Origin of the sequence: Lentzea sp. NPDC058450 (assembly GCF_042721395.1) — a bacterium.
Taxonomy (GTDB): Bacteria; Actinomycetota; Actinomycetes; order Mycobacteriales; family Pseudonocardiaceae; genus Lentzea.
This window is the reverse complement of sequence record NZ_JBHXLO010000010.1, coordinates 23,680-40,257: the sequence shown is the minus strand read 5'-3', so window position 1 is coordinate 40,257 and position 16,578 is coordinate 23,680. Positions and strand designations below refer to the sequence as shown.

Below are 16,578 nucleotides of genomic sequence, written 5' to 3'. Positions count from 1 at the left end.
CAGCAACGAAGTTTTCTTGATTAGCGTCGCCATGCACACGGCCCACCCTGCACCGGGCCCGAAGCACTGGAGACCGGCATGAGAGCCCGTCGTCTTGTTGCTGTCGCCTGCACCGCCGGCGTCGCACTGTCCCTGCTGACGATCAACGCCCAGGCCGCCGCGCCCAAGGAAGGCCTGCGCCTGCTGGCCGTCCGCGACTCGCTGACCGCCACGCACACCTGGTACGAGCAGACGTTCGACGGGAAACCCGTGCTGGGCGCCTACTACGTCGAGCACGTCGACAAGGCGACCGGCGCGAAGACCGTCGACGACGGCCGGCTGCAGGTCGGCGCCATCGACGTCACGCCCGCCATCACCGCGGAGGACGCCAAGGCCAAGACCGCCACGCCGGAGGCCGCGAACCTCAAGGTGCTGCCCGGCACCGGGCTCGTCTACGAGGTGATCTCCGACCACGGCAAGGGTTCCGAACGCACCCTCGTGCACGCGGAGTCCGGCGCGGTCGTGAAGACCGAGAGCCTGGTCAAGCACGCCAACGGCACTGGCAAGGTGTTCAGCCCGAACCCCGTGTCGTCGCAGCAGAACCAGAACCTCAAGGACAACAACGACGCCGACTCGGCCGTGCCCGCCGCCGCGTACAAGTCGGTCACGCTGTCCAACCTGGACGGTTCCGGCTACCTCAAGGGCAACTACGCCCAGCTGACCGGCGCCAAGAGCAAGCTGGCGTACAACAAGAACAACCAGTTCAACTACACCCGCGCGAACGACCTCTTCGAACAGGTCAACGCCTACTGGGGCGTGACCGAGGCGCAGAAGTACATCCAGAGCCTCGGCTTCACGAACATCAACAACGAGTCTCAGAAGATCACCACGCTCGGCCTCACCGAGGACAACTCGTTCTACGACCCGAGCAAGGACCAGATCACGTTCGGCACCGGCGGTGTCGACGACGCCGAGGACGTCGAGGTCGTCTGGCACGAGCTCGGCCACGCCATCCAGGACGCCCAGGTGCCGGGCTTCGGCTCGTCGCTCGACGGCGGCTCGATCGGCGAGGGCTTCGGCGACTGGTGGGCGTTGATCATGTCCTCTCGCGACGCGAAGGACACGGCCACGACGCCGTTGGCGTGCATCATGGACTGGGACGCCACGGCGTACACGACCGATACGCCGCACTGCCTGCGCCGCACCGACACGAACCTGACGGTCAGCCAGCGCCAGAACGAGGTCCACTTCGACGGCCAGATCTGGTCGCGCGCCCTGTTCGACGTCTACAAGGCGTTCGGCCGGGACAAGGCGGCGAAGATCGTGCTGGAGGCGCAGTTCTCCTACACGCCGTCGACCACGTTCTCCCAGGCCGCCGCCGCGACGGTCGCCACCGCCAAGAAGCTCTACGGCGACGCGGACGCCGCCACGGTCAAGGCCGCGTTCACGGCCCGCGGCATCGCCTGAGTCAACGGTGAAGTCGGACATGTCCGACTAATGGCGGTTACGCCGCCGAATCTCCGACCCTGACGCTGTGTGTGCCGTGCTTCACACCCTGCACACACAGCGTCAAGGGAAGGACTGGCACCATGGCGAAAACCCTGCGTCGCCTGATCGTGTCCATCGCGGTGACCGCGTTCGCGAGCATCTTCTTCGTCGCTCCTCCTGCCAACGCGTCCGACGTGTCGCCGATGATCGTCGGCGGCACGCGGGCGAGCACCGCTACCTACCCGTGGGTCGTCTACCTGGCGTCGACCTCGGGTTCGCAGTTCTGCGGCGGAACGCTGGTGAAGGCCAACAAGGTCGTCACCGCCGCGCACTGCGTCTCCGGTCGTTCCGCGTCCAGCACGCGCGTCGTGCACGGACGTGACGACAAGCAGAGCACCGCGGGCACGGTCGCGAGCGTCACCCGCATCTGGGTGCACCCGAGCTACCGCTCCGCGACGGCCGGCTTCGACGTGGCCGTGCTGACGCTCGACCGCAACATCAACTCGGCCACCCTGCCGCTCGCCACGACGGCCGACACCGCGCTCTACGCGGCCGGCAACTCCGCGCTGATCCTCGGCTGGGGCACCACCTCCTCGGGTGGTTCCGCGTCGCGCTACCTGCTCAAGGCCAACGTGCCGCTGACGTCCGACGCGACCTGCCGCACGGCGTACCCGCAGTACAGCAACAGCTCCATGGTGTGCGCGGGCTTCCCGCAGGGCGGCACCGACACCTGCCAGGGCGACTCCGGTGGCCCGCTGGTCTACGGCGGCAAGCTCATCGGTGACACCTCGTGGGGCCGCGGCTGCGCCGGTGCCGGCTACCCCGGCGTGTACGGCCGGATCGCCACGTACAACACGGTGATCACGGCTCAGCTGTAAGCAGTCGTTCGTCAGTTGCAGGGTGCGTGCTGCTGCGCGCACCCTGCACGCATGTCTGATCTGGAACCTGTGCCCGAAGACTGGGCGAGCGCGCTGGTCGTCGTCGCTCATCCCGATGACATGGAGTACGGCGGTGCGGGCGCGATCGCGCGGTGGACAGCCCAAGGCAAGAAGATCGCGTACGTGCTCGCGTGCCGTGGCGAGAACGGCATCGACTCGATGGAACCGGCTGCCTGCGCGCCGTTGCGGGTCGAGGAGCAGATCGCGTCGTGCGCGGCCGTCGGCGTGACCGACGTCGAGTTCCTGGACCACCCGGACGGCACGATCGAGTACGGCGTCCCGTTGCGGCGCGACATCGCGTCCGCCATCCGCCGTCACAAGCCCGAGTTCGTGATCACCGGGAACTACCGCGAGACCTGGCCCGGCGGTGGCCTGAACATGGCCGACCACATCGCCGTAGGCCGCGCCACCGTCGACGCCGTGCGCGACGCGGGCAACCGGTGGATCTTCCCGGAGCTGGGGCTGGAGAAGTGGGAAGGCGTGCGGTACGTGGCGGCGGCGTCCTCGCCGTTGTCGACGCACGCCGTGGACATCACCGACTCGTTCGACGCCTCCGTGGCGTCTCTGCGCGCGCACAAGGCTTATCTGGAGGCGTTGAGCGGCGACATGGCCGACCCCGAGCCGTTCCTCCGTTCGATGGCCGAGAACGTCGGCAAGCGGTTCGGCGGCGTCCTGGCCACCTCTTTCGAGCTGCTCGCGCTGTGACCATGTTCCCTTCGGCTGGACACGGCGGGTCCGGTGTGGATGCTTCTACGCATGCCCTTTGAACAGCACTACCTGGCCGGCCTCGATCTCCGGGGCCGGCGCGTCCTCGTGGTCGGCGGTGGCACGGTCGCGCAGCGCCGCCTGCCCCGCCTGATCGCGTCCGGCGCCGCCGTCGAGCTCGTGTCGCCGTCCGTCACCCCCTCCGTCCAGGGCATGGTCGACGCGGGGGAGCTGACCTGGCACGAGAGGCTGTTCGAGGCGGGCGACGTCGAGGGTGCCTGGTACGTGCTGGCCTGCACGTCCGACGTCGAGGTGAACACGCAGATCAGTGAGGAAGCCCTGGCGCAGCGGGTGTTCTGCGTGCGCGCGGACATCGCCGTCGAGGGCACGGCCGTGACGCCGGCGAGCGGCATGCACGACGGCATGCTCATCGGCGTGCTGGCCGGTGGGGAGCACCGCCGGTCGGCGTCCGTGCGCGACGGGCTCGTGGCGGCGTTGCGCGACGGCCGCATCGCGGACCAGGCCGCACCGCCCGTGGGCGTGGCCCTGGTCGGCGGAGGCCCCGGCGACCCCGAGCTGATCACGGTGCAGGGCAAGCGTTTGCTGGCGCACGCGGACGTCGTGGTGGCCGACCGGCTGGCGCCGCGCGAGCTGCTCGAGGAGCTGCCCGCGCACGTCGAGGTGGTGGACGCGGCGAAGATCCCGTACGGGCGCGCGGCCACGCAGGAGTTCATCAACCAGACGCTGATCGACCGCGCCAAGGAGGGGAAGTTCGTCGTCCGGCTCAAGGGCGGCGACCCGTACGTCTTCGGGCGCGGCTTCGAGGAGCTGCTGGCGTGCGCGGAGGCCGGGATCCCGGTGACCGTGGTGCCGGGCGTGACGTCGGCGTTCGGTGTGCCCGCGTTGGCCGGAGTGCCTGTCACGCACCGAGGTGTGGCGCACGAGGTCGTCGTCGTCTCCGGGCACGTGGCGCCGGACGACCCGCGCTCGCTCGTGGACTGGTCCGCGATCGCGCGCCTCAACGGCACCGTCGTGCTGATGATGGCGGTCGAACGCGCCGGTGCGTTCGCCACGGCGTTGATGGAGGGGCGGCCGGGTTCCACGCCCGTCGCCGTCATCCAGGAGGGCAGCACGGCATCTCAGCGCGTTCTGAAGTCCACTTTGGACGCCCTGGGCGCCGACGTGAAGGCCCACGAGATTCGCCCGCCGGCGATCATCGTGGTCGGTCCGGTCACCGACATTGCTTCCGCAAATAGTTAGATAAGTTTCTTTACAAAAGCCGCACAACCGGTGGACTCTGCTCTCACGCCGCCTATGTCCACCGGTTTGTGCGGAGGCACGCATGAAACGCGCCCTGTCTTTGGCGGCAGGTATTTTGCTCGCGATGTCCGGTTTGTTCGCTTCATCACCCGCGATGGCGGCACCGGCCTCCCAGCAGGTCTTCTGGACGTTCTACGGCTGGTGGGACAACACGCCCCCCGGCGGTGACATCGCTTATCCGGGGCTGCACGACACGGCCGGCGGAAAGGGCACGTGGAACGACCCGATCACGTTCGCGACGTCCAGCAAAGAGGCCAAACCGGGCACGAAGATCTATTTCCCCCGGGTCAAGAAGTACTTCATCATGGAGGACTCGTGTTCCTCCTGTGAGCAGGACTGGAACGGCAACGGCCCCAACGGCGGCCCGAAGCTGTGGCACTTCGACGCGTGGGTCGGCGGCAAGGGCGGCAACGCCATGGCCGCGATCGACTGCGAGGACGCGCTGACGAACTACCACGACGACGGCAAGCCGGTGATGGAGGAGACGATCCTCAATCCGCCGTCGAACCTGGCCGTCGACTCGACGCCGATCTTCAACACCTCGACCGGCGAGTGCTACGGCGGCGCGAAGCCCAAGACCACCAACGGCGAGTACAAGAACGTCTCGACCGGCAAGTGCCTGCAGGGCGGAGCGTCCGGCGCACAGCTCACCACGGCCACCTGCACCGGTGCGGCGAACCAGCAGTTCAAGTTCCACGGCGCGTTCATGGAGCAGGGCTCGCCGCAGCTGTGCACCGCGCTCTCGTCCGGCAAGGTCGTCCTGAAGAAGTGCGACGGTGGGCCGGCTCAGCAGTGGTCGATCAACCCGAACAAGACCATTTCGGACATGCAGTACAACACCAAGTGCTATCGCGACGCGTCCGGCAAGGTGACGGCGGCGTCCTGTTCCGGCACCGCGGCGCAGTGGAACTTCAAGGCCGCGGCCAAGAAGTGACCCGCTGACCTGGGCTGAAGGCCGCTCTCCCGCTCCGGGAGGGCGGCCTTCGTCGTTGCTGCGGTCACCCAATTTAGTCACAAATCTTGACTATCAGGATTCTTGTCTATTTACTGGAGGGGCACCGAACTCGACCCGGAGGAGCTCCCCGTGTCCGCCCAGACCGTCGCGGCGCCCAGCCGCCCCGACCCCGGCGCGCCGTCCGCACGGCCGGGAGAGGACCGGGTGCTCACCCGGCTGCTGACCACGTACCTCCGACCGTACAAGCGAGAGCTGACCATCGTCGTCACGCTTCAGCTCATCGGCACGATCGCTTCGCTCTACCTGCCCAGTCTCAACGCCGACATCATCGACAACGGCGTCGCGAAGGGCGACACGTCCTACATCGTCGGGCTGGGCGGCTGGATGCTCGCCGTCTCGCTGGTGCAGATCGCGTGTTCGATTGTGGCGGTCCGGTACGGAACGCGCACCGCGATGGCGTTCGGGCGGGACGTGCGGTCGGGGGTGTTCCACCGGGTCGGGTCGTTCTCGGCGCAGGAGGTCGCGCGCTTCGGGGCGCCGTCGTTGATCACCCGCACCACCAACGACGTGCAGCAGGTCCAGGTGCTGGTCGTGATGCTGACGACGATGTTCGTCTCCGCGCCGATCATGTCCGTCGCGGGCGTGATCATGGCGTTGCGCGAGGACGTCGGGCTGTCGTGGCTGCTGCTGGTCTGCGTGCCGGTGCTGGCCGTCGCGGTCGCGATGATCACGGTGCGGATGGTGCCGTTGTTCCGCCGCCAGCAGGAGCGGGTCGACCACGTCAACCGGGTGCTGCGCGAACAGCTCACCGGCGTGCGCGTGGTGCGGGCGTTCGTGCGGGAGAAGTCCGAGACCCAGCGGTTCGCCGACGCCAACGCGCAGCTCACCGACATCGCCCTGCGGGCGGGACGGTTGCAGGCGATGATCTTCCCGACGGTCACGCTGATCTTCAACATCTCCAGCGTCGCGGTGCTGTGGTTCGGGGCGCACCGCGTGGCGGGCGGCGAGATGCAGGTCGGTGCGCTGACCGCGTTCCTCGCCTATCTGTTGCAGATCCTGATGTCCGTGATGATGGCGTCGTTCATCTCGACGATGGTGCCGCGCGCGGCCGTGAGCGCCGGTCGGATCATGGAGGTCGTCGAGACCGAACCGTCGGTGCACGCGCCCGTGTCGCCGGTGGCCGCTTCCTCGGGCCGTGGCGAGGTTTCCTTCGAGGGCGCGGAGTTCCGGTACCCCGGTGCCGACGCGTCCGTGCTGAAGCACGTGTCGTTCTCCGTCGGGGCCGGGCAGACCACGGCGATCATCGGCAGCACCGGGTCGGGCAAGACGACGTTGATGAGCCTGATCCCGCGGTTGATCGACGTGACGGCGGGGGAGGTGCGGGTCGGCGGCGTGGACGTGCGGGCCCAGGACCCCGAGGCGTTGCGGTCGAGGATCGGCCTCGTGCCGCAACAGTCCTACCTCTTCACCGGCACCGTGCGGTCGAACCTGCTGCACGGCGACCAGGACGCGGGCGAGGACCGGCTGTGGGCGGCGCTGGACATCGCGCAGGCGACCGACTTCGTGACCGCGATGGGCGGGCTGGACGCCAAGATCGCGCAGGGCGGCACGAACCTGTCGGGAGGCCAGCGGCAACGGCTCTCCATTGCCCGCGCGCTGGTGCGCAGGCCGGACGTCTACCTGTTCGACGACTCGTTCTCCGCGCTCGACCTCGCCACCGACGCGGCGTTGCGCGCGGCCCTGCGTCCCTACACGCGCGACGCGGCCGTGATCGTCGTGGCGCAGCGGGTGTCCACAGTGGCCGAAGCCGACCAGATCCTGGTGCTGGAGAACGGCGAGATCGTCGGCCGCGGCACGCACACCGAGCTGATGGCGAGCTGTCCCACGTACCTGGAGATCGTCCACTCCCAGCTCACGCCGGAGGAAGCGTCATGACCACCCGCGACCAGCGACCGGCGGGCCCCGCCGCCCGGTTCGGCGTGCAGGCCCCCGTGAGCAAGGCGTCGAACTTCGGCGCGTCCGGGCGGCGCCTCGTCGGCCTGATGAAGCCCGAGCGCGTCACGTTCGTCTTCGTCGTGGCGCTCGGCGTGCTCGGCATCGCGTTCACCGTGGTGGGGCCGAAGATCCTCGGCGACGCGACCGACATCATCTTCAACGGCCTGCGCGGCTCCGGCATCGACTTCGGCGCCCTGGCAGGGGTGCTGGGGTTCGCGCTGGCCCTGTTCGTGTTCTCGTCGCTGTTCAGCTGGTTGCAGGGACGGCTGCTGAACGGCGTCGTGCAGCGCGTGGTGTACCGGCTGCGCGAGAGCGTCGAGGAGAAGCTGCACCGCCTGCCGCTGAAGTACTTCGACGGCCAGCCGCGCGGCGAGCTGCTCTCCCGCGTCACCAACGACATCGACAACATCGCGACCACGATGCAGCAGACGATGAGCCAGCTGCTCACCGCCCTGCTCACGCTCGTCGGCGTGACTGTGATGATGTTCGTGATCTCACCGCTGCTGGCGGCGATCATGATGCTGGTCATCCCGCTCTCCGTCGTCCTGACCGGCGCGATCGGCAAGCGCGCGCAAAAGCAGTTCGTGGCGCAGTGGAAGCACACAGGCGAACTCAACGCGCACATCGAGGAAGCGTTCAGCGGCCACCAGCTCGTGACCGCGTTCGGGCGCCAGGCCGAGTCGGAGGCGGAGTTCCGCCGCCGCAACTCCCAGCTCTACGAGGCGGCGGCCGGCGCGCAGTTCGTCTCGGGCCTGATCATGCCGTCGATGATGTTCCTGTCGAACCTCAGCTACGTCGCCATCGCCGTGATCGGCGGCGTGCGCATCACGACCGGTTCGATGACCCTGGGCGAGGTCACGGCGTTCATCCAGTACTCGCGCCAGTTCACCCAGCCGCTCACCCAGGCCGCCTCGCTCTCGAACCTCCTCCAGTCCGGCGTGGCCTCCGCGGAACGCGTCTTCGAACTCCTCGACGCCCCCGAACAACTCCCGGACCCGGCCGACGCTGCCGCACCCCCGTGGCGCTGCGGCAAGGTCGAGTTCCAGAACGTCTCCTTCTCCTACGACCCCTCCAAGCCGTTGATCGAGAACCTGTCCCTGGTGGCCGAACCGGGCCAGATGATCGCCATCGTCGGCCCCACCGGCGCGGGCAAGACCACCCTGGTCAACCTGATCATGCGCTTCTACGAGCTGAGCGGCGGCCGCATCACCCTCGACGACGTCGACATCACCGCGCTGAGCCGCGCCGACCTGCGCTCGCAGGCCAGCATGGTGCTCCAGGAGACCTGGCTGTTCGGCGGCACCATCCGCGACAACATCGCCTACGGCAAACCAGGCGCCACCGAGGACGAGATCCTCGCCGCGGCCCGCGCGACCTACGTGGACCGCTTCGTCCGCTGCCTCCCCGACGGCTACGACACCGTGATCGACGAGGAGGGCTCGAACGTCTCGGCAGGCGAAAAACAGCTGCTCACCATCGCCCGCGCGTTCCTGTCCGACCCGACACTGCTGATCCTCGACGAGGCCACCAGCTCGGTCGACACCCGAACCGAGTCCTCGGTGCAGCACGCGATGGCGGCCCTGCGCTCCTCGCGCACGTCGTTCGTCATCGCGCACCGGTTGTCCACGATCCGCGACGCCGACCTGATCCTCGTCATGGAGGCGGGCCACATCGTCGAACAGGGCACCCACGACGAACTCCTGGCCAGGGAAGGCGCCTACCACCGCCTGTACTCAGCCCAGTTCGCCGCAAAGGTGTGAGACTCCCGGCGGGCCGCTGCGTGCAGCGCGGAGCGGCCCGCACAGGACGCGAGCAAATCGAAAGGCCCGCGAGAGGCCCCGCCCACCCAGGGGGCTGACCACCACACCCCAGCTCCTCAAATTTAGCGGCGCCGCAGCCGTGTCAACCCTCCGTTCGGCGATCTGTGGACAACCCGCCGCCGCCGCGCACCCCACACGGCAGTGTGGAACGGCCTCGCCACCGCGAACACCGCGGCGGTCATCAGGCCGTGGGCCATCGTCGCAATCCCAGCCACAACAACGGAATCGCCACCACAGTCGCCTCCACCGCGTGCCTCACTCTCGCGAGCAACCGTTCCGCGAGCAGCCCTCCCGCAACACCACCACATGCCAGCGTGGCGAGAAACGCCCCGAACCCGGCACCGCTGAGCCCCAGCCGTTGCCGGGCGAACAACACCAACGTCGCCATGGTCATCGCGATGCAGAGGTTCGTCGTAGCCGACACGACCGTGATGGTCCTCAACGCCTCGTGTTCGAGCAGCCATCGGAGGCCTTCACGGGCCTTGGGCCTCGTAACCGGCGCGTTGTGCGCGATGCGCATCTTGGTGACCAGCGCGGCCGCGATGGCGAACGTGAGCGCGTTGACCCAGAACGGTGCCGGGACCGCGAGGGCGAACAGCAGTCCGCCCAGTGGTGGTCCCACGAACTGCAACGCCACCGCCTGCGACGAGAACAGCCTGCCGTTCGCGCGCTCCAGCAGCTGATCGTCCACAGTGGCCTTGATGAGCGGCTGGCCCACCGCTTTCGGGATGGTCTCGGCCGCACCGATCAGAAACGCCATGCCGTACAGGAAGACGATGTGTGCACTGTGGAACACGGCCAGCACGGCCATGAGCGCACATTGCACCCAGAGTGCGGCAAGGAGGAGATGCCGGCCGTTGTGCCGGTCCGCTGCTGCTCCGGCCGAGAGGGAGAAGAGCAGCCAGGGGAGTGTGCCGAAGAAGCTGACCCCGGCGACGAGCTTCGGATCCTGCGTGAGAGTAGCGGCGAGTAATGGCAGGGCCGCGAGGAAGATCCCGTCTCCCAACGCCGAAATGGCGCTACCGCTCCACAACAGGTACCAGTTCCGCCCCATGACGCACCGTACTTGCCGCATACGGCTGAGGCCGCCTCCCCGGAGCGGGGAAGCGGCCTCAGCCGTTGATCAGGTCAAGCTTCAGTGCTGCGGTGCCCGGCGCGGACGACCCGCGCTGCTGCCCCGCTCCGTGCGGCCGAACGAACGACCACCCTCGGACCGCTCCGACCGGCGCGGTCCACCGCGGAACTCGCCGCCCTCGGACCGGCGACCCGAGCCACCGCGGTACTCGCCGCGGCCGCTGCCACCGGCGGCGGGGGCACCGAAGCGCCTGCCACCGCTGCCGCCTCGGCGGGCCGGCTTCTCGCGTTCGATGATCGGCTCGCCCGACGGCGTGCGTGCGCCGGTGATGCGGACCAGGTCGTCGTCGCCGGGGCGCACCTTCGTGCTCTCCGGACGGATGCCCGCTCGCGCGGCCATGCCCTGGACCGCGCGGCGCTGGTCGTGCGTGACGAGCGTGACGACCGTGCCGGACTGGCCCGCACGTGCGGTGCGGCCTGCGCGGTGCAGGTAGTCCTTCGGGTCGGCCGGCGGGTCGACGTGGACGACCAGTGAGACGTCGTCGACGTGGATGCCGCGGGCTGCGACGTCGGTGGCGATCAGGACCGGCGTGGTGCCCTCGCGGAACTCGCCGAGCACGCGGGTGCGGGCGCTCTGCGCCTTGCCGCCGTGCAGGGCGCCCGCGTGGACGCCGACCGAGCGGAGCTTCTTGGCCAGGCGGTCGACGTGGTGCTTGGTGCGCACGAACATGATCGTGCGGCCCTCGCGCGCGGCCACCTCGGTCACCACCGTCTGCTTGTCCTCCTGGGACACGAAGAGCAGGTGGTGCTCCATGGTCGTGACGCTCGCGGTGGGCGGGGCCACCGAGTGCGTCACCGGGTCGTGCAGGTACTGGCGGACCAGCTTGTCCACGTCGCCGTCGAGCGTGGCGCTGAACAGCAGGCGCTGGCCGTCCTGCGGGGTCAGGTCGAGGATCGCGCGGACCTGGGGCATGAAGCCCATGTCCGCCATCTGGTCGGCCTCGTCCAGCGCGGTGATCTCGACCTGGGACAGGTCGCAGGTCTCCTGGCGGACGTGGTCGGACAGCCGGCCCGGCGTGGCGATCAGCAGGTCGACGCCGCGGCGCAGGTGGTCGATCTGGCGCGGGAACGACGTGCCGCCGACGACGACGCGGCACCACAGGCCCAGCGCGCGGGCGTGCGGCATGAGCGCCGTCTCCACCTGCATCGCGAGCTCACGGGTGGGGACGAGGATGAGACCGCGCGGCTTGTGCGGCGCGGAACGGCCGCCGGCGAGGCGGGTCAGCATCGCGAGACCGAACGCCAGCGTCTTGCCGGAGCCGGTCTGGCCGCGGCCGAGGATGTCCTTGCCCGACATCGAGTCGGGCAGGGTGGCCGCCTGGATGGGGAACGGCTCGGTGATCTCGTTGGCAGCCAGCGAACGGATCAAAGCGTCGGAGAGGCCGAGCTCGGCGAACGAGGGCAGCGGGCCTTCCGGCAAGGTGCTCTCGACGTGCTCGGCGACGATCGGTTCCTCGACCCGCGCTTGCGGACGCGAGGAGTTGCCCTGGCGACCCGAGCGGCGCCGCGGTGACCTGCGGCTTTGTCCGCGCTCGGAACGACCTTCGGACATGGATGGCAAAACAAACCTCCGAGACATGGCACGTCTCAAGGCTGCCCCGCGCGAGTCGCGGTGCCAGTTCACAAGGACGAGCCCGGCGTGGTGGTCACGCCTGAATGAGTGGGTGGACGCACCGGTCAACGGCGGTCAAGCCTTCATCGGTGCTTTTACAGTCTAGCTGATCATCGACAACGCGTTGCGCGCCCGGCCGTGTTGTTGGACACTGCCGGGCGCGCGCGTCACTCACGCCATGCCCGCCACGTCCAGCAAGGCCGTGACCAGCGCGGACGGGTCTCCGATCTCCGGCGGAAGGCCCCTGGAGGCGAACCAGCCGCAGATGTTTCGAACATCGCGGTCGAGGAACTCCACGCCGCGAGGGTTCGCGACGAGGTCGACCACCTGCGGCAGGTCGATCATGACCAGCCTGCCGTCGTGCACCATCAGGTTGTACGCCGAGAGGTCGCCGTGCGTGATGCCCGCCTCGGACAACGTCATCAGCGCCGCGACGAGCTGACGCCACAGGTCGAGCAGCTCGTCCTCGTCGGGACGGGTCTGCGCGAGCCGCGGTGCCGCGGTGCCGTCGGCGTCCCCGATGAACTCCAGCAGCAGCTCGGTACCGCTGCGCTGCACCGGATACGGCACGGGCGCGCCGATCTGCCACAGCTTCGAGAGCGCGGCGAACTCCGCGACCGTCCACTGCTCCGCGATCAGGTTGCGCCCGAACGAGGTGCGGTTCGCGATCGCCCGCGTCTCACGGGACTTCTTCATGCGACGACCCTCCAGATACCCCGCGTCGCGGTGGAACATCCGGTGGTCGTTGCTGCGGTAGCGCTTGGCGGCGAGCAGGACGGACCTGTCGCCGATAGCGCGTTCCAGCAGGAAGACGTCCGCCTCCTTGCCGGTCTTCACGATGCCGAGCTCGCGGTCGACCGCGGCCAGTTCCGTGATGATCCAGCTCGGGTGCGGTTTGGGGCCCTGCTCGGCGTCGCCCCACGTGGACCAGCGGTCGCCGTCCTCGGGGGTGTCCGCCGCGCTGAGCTGGTCCTCGCGGACCCGTGCGACACGGGCCTTCTCGGCCTCGGTCATGCGGCCGCGACGCGTCGGTTCCCCGTCGTCGTCGGCCCGGTTGCTCCGGCTGTGCTTTCCCTTGCGACGCATGGTGTCGGTGTCGTCGAAGGACTTTTCGAAACGTTCGTAAAGATCGTGCTCGCGCACGGTGGGGTCTCCCAAGCGATGAAGGGTGACCGCCCCACTGGCGCTCTGCGATCAAACGGTGCTGATCAGGCGCGAAGGGCGGCTGGACGGGTCGCGAGTGCGGTGCCACGTCCAAAGACAGGCTCTGACATCACGCACCTCCTCGATCCAGCTCCGATGTCACGCTTCGGGGAGAAGCTTGCCGTGCGGGCGCGACGGCCCGCAACCGAATTAATCCGTGATCAGGTCCGCGGTCTTCTCGCCCGTCGGAACGAGCCTGAGCCCGGCCTTCTGCGCGAGCTTGACCAGGCCTTTCAGGTCCTTCGGCTCCGCCGCCGACCGGACGATGGCGCGCGCGAGCAGACCCTTGTGCGCCTTGTTGAAGTGGCTGACGACCTTGCCCTCGCTCGTGACCACCCGGACGACGGCGGCGTGCGGGATGCGGGCGAGGCTCGAGTACGCGCCGGAGCGCAGGTCGACGACGAACTCGTCGGCGCTCTTCAGCACGGGCTCCAGCGAGGACTTCCACAGCGTGCGCAGGCTGCCGTGGTCGGGCAGCGTCGTGCCGCCGGACAGCCGGTACGCGGGCACCGGGTCCCCGCCCTTGAGAGCTCCGAACAGCGCCGACGCGACCGCGAGCCGCTCGTAGGCCCGTTCCTTCTCGATCTTCTTCAGGGACGGGAAGTCGAGGTTGTCGTAGAGGACGCCGGTGTAGCGCAGCAGCGCGGGCGTGGTCTCGGACGTGCGCAGCTGCGCGTTGCGGTGCACCTCGTCGACCTGGCGCTCCGAGATGTCGAGCGCCTTGAGGCTTGCCGGGACGTCGCGGGCGAGGTCGGCCAGCGCCGACACGAGCTTGTCGCGGACCGGGTTGAGCTCGGGGAACGACAGTGCGTCGAGGTCGAGCGGCGCACCCTCGCCGCCGATCGCCTTGGTCTCCGACGGGGGAAGCAGCACCAGCACGCTGCAAGGGTAGGGCAGGGGCCGAAAACCGCTGGACCTGCGTGGTCTTCTGGGTGACGTGGACGCATTGGACCGCCTGCACCGCTCACTCGACGCCAGGCCACGCCCTGAGGACGTGGCCGTCCTGGTGCTGGAAGCACTCCCGTCGTCGACGCGCCGCGAGCGCGCCGTGATCAACGGTGTCGCGGCGCACGCGTCGCGCGGGCTGGGCTTCTCCGGGATGAGCGACGACTACTCCCGCCCGGTGGGAGCCGCGCGCCAGGTCGCCGCCACGCGCCGCCTGTTCGGCACCGGTGACCCGGTGGACACCGAGGACCCGTTGTCGGTGCTGGAGTTCGCCGCTCTGGTCGGCGCCGGCATCGGTTTCGACCCGGCGCACACCGACTTCCTGGCCGACCGGCTGAACCGCGCCGCCCGTGGCGAGGCCGGCATCGAGCTGTCGAAGCGGCAGTACAACCGCCGCTTCCGCGTGCTGCGCAGGCTGTCCGCGAAGGCCGGCCGCCTGGGCCGCACCCGGGACCTGCGCCGCGCGACGCTGCTCGGGGCCGCGGGCTTCGTCGACGTGATCGACCGGGACCGCTTTCGCGCGGACCCCGCCGCGGCCTGCTTCGTCGCCTACTTCACGGCCCGCCGCAAGTTGCGCCGCGAGTTCAGCCTGGCAGGCCGCGAGAACCCGTTCGACCAGGTGGCCGACGTCCTCTTCGAACGCTGCCGTGCCGCCGCGGGCACCGACTGGGCGATGATCGCTCTCGCGCACCCCGGCTGGGACGTCCTGCGGCACCTTTCCGCCGAACAGTTGGGCGAACTGCTCGGCCGGTGGTCGGCGGCGACCCGCTCGGCCGCGACGGTCCTGGCGGGCCTGTGGCGCACGTCCGGCGTCGACAGGTCGACGATGATCGTGCGTTCGGGCGTCGACTCGTCGACCTGGAACGCGTACGCGGGCGCCTACAACACGGCCCGCACCGCATGGATCGCCTGCCTGCACGCGGCGGGGCTCACGGCGCTGCTCGGGGACTCCTGGCCGGGCAAGGCGATGCGGCTGATGGCCGCGGACCTCACCTGGTGGCACGAGGAGATGGGCAACGGCGTGCACCCGGACACCGCGGTCTGGGCGAGCTTGCCGCTGCCGTGGGAGGTGCTCGACGGCACCGCCTCGTGCCCGCGCTCGCTCGTCGAGGCCGCGTGCCGCACCGCGGGCGTCGACCCGGAGCGTTCCGGTTGGACCGCGCCTCGCGAGCACGGCCTGATCGCGCGCTTCCGGCCCACCCCGGAGCTCGTGCACGGCGTGGCCGTGTCGGATCCGTTGTGGGCCATGGCGTTGCGGCGCGCGCGGGTGTTCAGCGGCAAGCCGGTGCGGGGCGAGGTATTGGGTGGACAGCCGCTCTCCGGTTGAGCAGGCTGTGGGGTGTTCGGTGGTAGCTCAGAGGTAGAGCGCCCGGCTCTGGGACCGGGTGGACGCCGGTTCGAGCCCGGCCCGCCGAACACCCCTTGGAACGCGTAGCTCAGTGGTGGAGCGCCCGGCTCTTGCTCCGGGTGGACGCCGGTTCGAGCCCGGCCGTGTTCCCTCGGCACGCCTGCGGGTGTGGCTCGGGGTGCCGCTTCTGCCGCGATGTGCGGCGGAGGCGGCACTTCTTGTTCCCGAGGTCCGCACCGGCTGGTGGAGGGGCCGCGCAGGCTTCGGCGGGCCGGCCCGGCGCGGGGCGGGAGACGCCGTTGGACAGCACGGCCGGGCCTCGCGCAGGCGGTGCCGTCAGGGCGCCTGCAGCGTCAGGTACGCGAGGCCCATCGTGCCGCGCCACCCGCGCAGGCGGTAGTTGCGCTGGGTGTCGGCCTTCGCCCTGATCTCGTCGGCGTGCTCGGAGTCGGGGTTGGCGCGCAGCCAGCGTTCCCACGCCAGGCCGTGACGGTTCTCGAAGACGTCCCACTCGTCCTGGTTCGCCTGTTCGGCGCCCAGCAAGCGGTAGCCGTGGTCGTGGGCCAGGTCCACCAGGTCCGCCAGCGAGCGGCAGTGGTCGCGCTCGACTGGCATCGCGGCTAGCTGGGCCTCGGTGGGTTCGCGTTCCCAGAAGCACTCGCCCAGCAGGAACCTGCCGCCGGGGCGCAGCAGTTCTCTCGCCGCCGTCAGCGCGTTCACCGTGTGGTGCACCGGGTCTCCGCCCCACGCCTGGCTGGAGCCGTTGACGATCACCACGTCCGCCTGCCTTCCGGGCGACCACTCGGCGACGTCCGCGACCTGGAGGTCGACCCGGGCTGTCAGGCCTCGCGCGTCGGCGTTGGCTTGGCCGTGTGCGATGTCCCTGGCGTTGCGGTCCACGCCGGTGCCGGTGGCGGTGGGCGCGGATTCCAAGGTGCGCAACAGGAATTCCGCCCAGCCGCAGGCGATGTCGAGCACGTGGGCGTCTTCCAGCGGCCCCAGTGAGTCGATCAGGCGGGCGGCGCGCTCTTCGGACAGCGGTCCGTGGAACGTCACGTCCTCGTACAGCGGGGTGATCTCCGGTGATGTCATCGACCACAGGATGGCCATGGCGGTGCCGCTGAGCAACGCGTTAT

At 69.4% G+C, this 16,578-nt stretch carries 13 protein-coding genes and 2 tRNA genes; 10 read left to right on the top strand and 5 right to left on the bottom strand.

Features of this window, described 5'->3' with window-relative positions:
- Positions 1–78 precede the first annotated feature (78 nt).
- The 7 genes from ACFWNN_RS17615 (at position 79) to ACFWNN_RS17585 (ending at position 9,140) form a co-directional block, all read left to right on the top strand.
- Entirely contained in the window at positions 79–1,446 is a 1,368-nt protein-coding gene (locus ACFWNN_RS17615) for a M36 family metallopeptidase (RefSeq protein WP_382440972.1), read from the top strand.
- A 122-nt stretch (positions 1,447–1,568) separates the two neighbouring features.
- A complete protein-coding gene (locus ACFWNN_RS17610; RefSeq protein WP_382440971.1) occupies positions 1,569–2,345 on the top strand; it encodes a S1 family peptidase in 777 nt (258 codons plus the stop codon).
- A gap of 51 nt (positions 2,346–2,396) precedes the next feature.
- Complete coding sequence (locus ACFWNN_RS17605; protein WP_382440970.1) at positions 2,397–3,110, top strand: PIG-L deacetylase family protein; 714 nt, start codon at positions 2,397–2,399, stop codon at positions 3,108–3,110.
- Positions 3,111–3,161: 51 nt separating this feature from the next.
- Positions 3,162–4,370, top strand: coding sequence for a uroporphyrinogen-III C-methyltransferase (gene cobA, locus ACFWNN_RS17600; RefSeq protein WP_382440969.1), 1,209 nt, complete (start codon positions 3,162–3,164; stop codon positions 4,368–4,370).
- An 82-nt stretch (positions 4,371–4,452) separates the two neighbouring features.
- On the top strand, positions 4,453–5,364 hold the full coding sequence (locus ACFWNN_RS17595; protein WP_382440968.1) for a ricin-type beta-trefoil lectin domain protein: 912 nt from the start codon (positions 4,453–4,455) through the stop codon (positions 5,362–5,364).
- Positions 5,365–5,589: 225 nt separating this feature from the next.
- On the top strand, positions 5,590–7,320 hold the full coding sequence (locus tag ACFWNN_RS17590) for an ABC transporter ATP-binding protein (protein ID WP_382441150.1): 1,731 nt from the start codon (positions 5,590–5,592) through the stop codon (positions 7,318–7,320).
- Complete coding sequence (locus tag ACFWNN_RS17585) at positions 7,317–9,140, top strand: ABC transporter ATP-binding protein (protein WP_382440967.1); 1,824 nt, start codon at positions 7,317–7,319, stop codon at positions 9,138–9,140. Before ACFWNN_RS17590 ends, ACFWNN_RS17585 begins: the two co-directional genes overlap by 4 nt.
- Positions 9,141–9,381: 241 nt before the next feature.
- On the opposite strand, the gene ACFWNN_RS17580 is transcribed toward ACFWNN_RS17585, so the two are convergent.
- From ACFWNN_RS17580 to yaaA, 4 genes are all read right to left on the bottom strand, one after another.
- On the bottom strand, positions 9,382–10,254 hold the full coding sequence (locus ACFWNN_RS17580) for an MFS transporter (RefSeq protein WP_382440966.1): 873 nt from the start codon (positions 10,252–10,254) through the stop codon (positions 9,382–9,384).
- Positions 10,255–10,335: 81 nt separating this feature from the next.
- Complete coding sequence (locus tag ACFWNN_RS17575) at positions 10,336–11,886, bottom strand: DEAD/DEAH box helicase (protein WP_382440965.1); 1,551 nt, start codon at positions 11,884–11,886, stop codon at positions 10,336–10,338.
- A gap of 231 nt (positions 11,887–12,117) precedes the next feature.
- Complete coding sequence (locus ACFWNN_RS17570) at positions 12,118–13,089, bottom strand: serine protein kinase RIO (protein WP_382441149.1); 972 nt, start codon at positions 13,087–13,089, stop codon at positions 12,118–12,120.
- Positions 13,090–13,299: 210 nt separating this feature from the next.
- On the bottom strand, positions 13,300–14,028 hold the full coding sequence (gene yaaA / locus ACFWNN_RS17565; protein WP_382440964.1) for a peroxide stress protein YaaA: 729 nt from the start codon (positions 14,026–14,028) through the stop codon (positions 13,300–13,302).
- A gap of 58 nt (positions 14,029–14,086) precedes the next feature.
- Here yaaA and ACFWNN_RS17560 point away from each other — a divergent pair, with 58 nt between their 5' ends.
- The 3 genes from ACFWNN_RS17560 (at position 14,087) to ACFWNN_RS17550 (ending at position 15,592) form a co-directional block, all read left to right on the top strand.
- On the top strand, positions 14,087–15,421 hold the full coding sequence (locus ACFWNN_RS17560; protein WP_382440963.1) for a hypothetical protein: 1,335 nt from the start codon (positions 14,087–14,089) through the stop codon (positions 15,419–15,421).
- Between the two features lie 16 nt (positions 15,422–15,437).
- Positions 15,438–15,510: transfer RNA gene (locus ACFWNN_RS17555), tRNA-Gln, on the top strand.
- Between the two features lie 9 nt (positions 15,511–15,519).
- A tRNA-Lys gene (locus ACFWNN_RS17550) sits at positions 15,520–15,592 on the top strand.
- 186 nt (positions 15,593–15,778) lie between these two features.
- Here ACFWNN_RS17550 and ACFWNN_RS17545 read toward each other — a convergent pair.
- Entirely contained in the window at positions 15,779–16,534 is a 756-nt protein-coding gene (locus ACFWNN_RS17545; RefSeq protein ID WP_382440962.1) for an SAM-dependent methyltransferase, read from the bottom strand.
- Positions 16,535–16,578: the final 44 nt, after the last annotated feature.

Bases quoted from the DNA above. Each gene is read 5' to 3' on its own strand.
- cobA (WP_382440969.1), top strand. From the start codon at position 3,162: ATGCCCTTTGAACAGCACTACCTGGCCGGCCTCGATCTCCGGGGCCGG.
- ACFWNN_RS17615 (WP_382440972.1), top strand. From the start codon at position 79: ATGAGAGCCCGTCGTCTTGTTGCTGTCGCCTGCACCGCCGGCGTCGCA.
- ACFWNN_RS17605 (WP_382440970.1), top strand. From the start codon at position 2,397: ATGTCTGATCTGGAACCTGTGCCCGAAGACTGGGCGAGCGCGCTGGTC.
- ACFWNN_RS17580 (WP_382440966.1), bottom strand. From the start codon at position 10,254: ATGGGGCGGAACTGGTACCTGTTGTGGAGCGGTAGCGCCATTTCGGCG.
- ACFWNN_RS17545 (WP_382440962.1), bottom strand. From the start codon at position 16,534: ATGACATCACCGGAGATCACCCCGCTGTACGAGGACGTGACGTTCCAC.
- ACFWNN_RS17610 (WP_382440971.1), top strand. From the start codon at position 1,569: ATGGCGAAAACCCTGCGTCGCCTGATCGTGTCCATCGCGGTGACCGCG.
- ACFWNN_RS17575 (WP_382440965.1), bottom strand. From the start codon at position 11,886: ATGTCCGAAGGTCGTTCCGAGCGCGGACAAAGCCGCAGGTCACCGCGG.
- ACFWNN_RS17595 (WP_382440968.1), top strand. From the start codon at position 4,453: ATGAAACGCGCCCTGTCTTTGGCGGCAGGTATTTTGCTCGCGATGTCC.
- ACFWNN_RS17585 (WP_382440967.1), top strand. From the start codon at position 7,317: ATGACCACCCGCGACCAGCGACCGGCGGGCCCCGCCGCCCGGTTCGGC.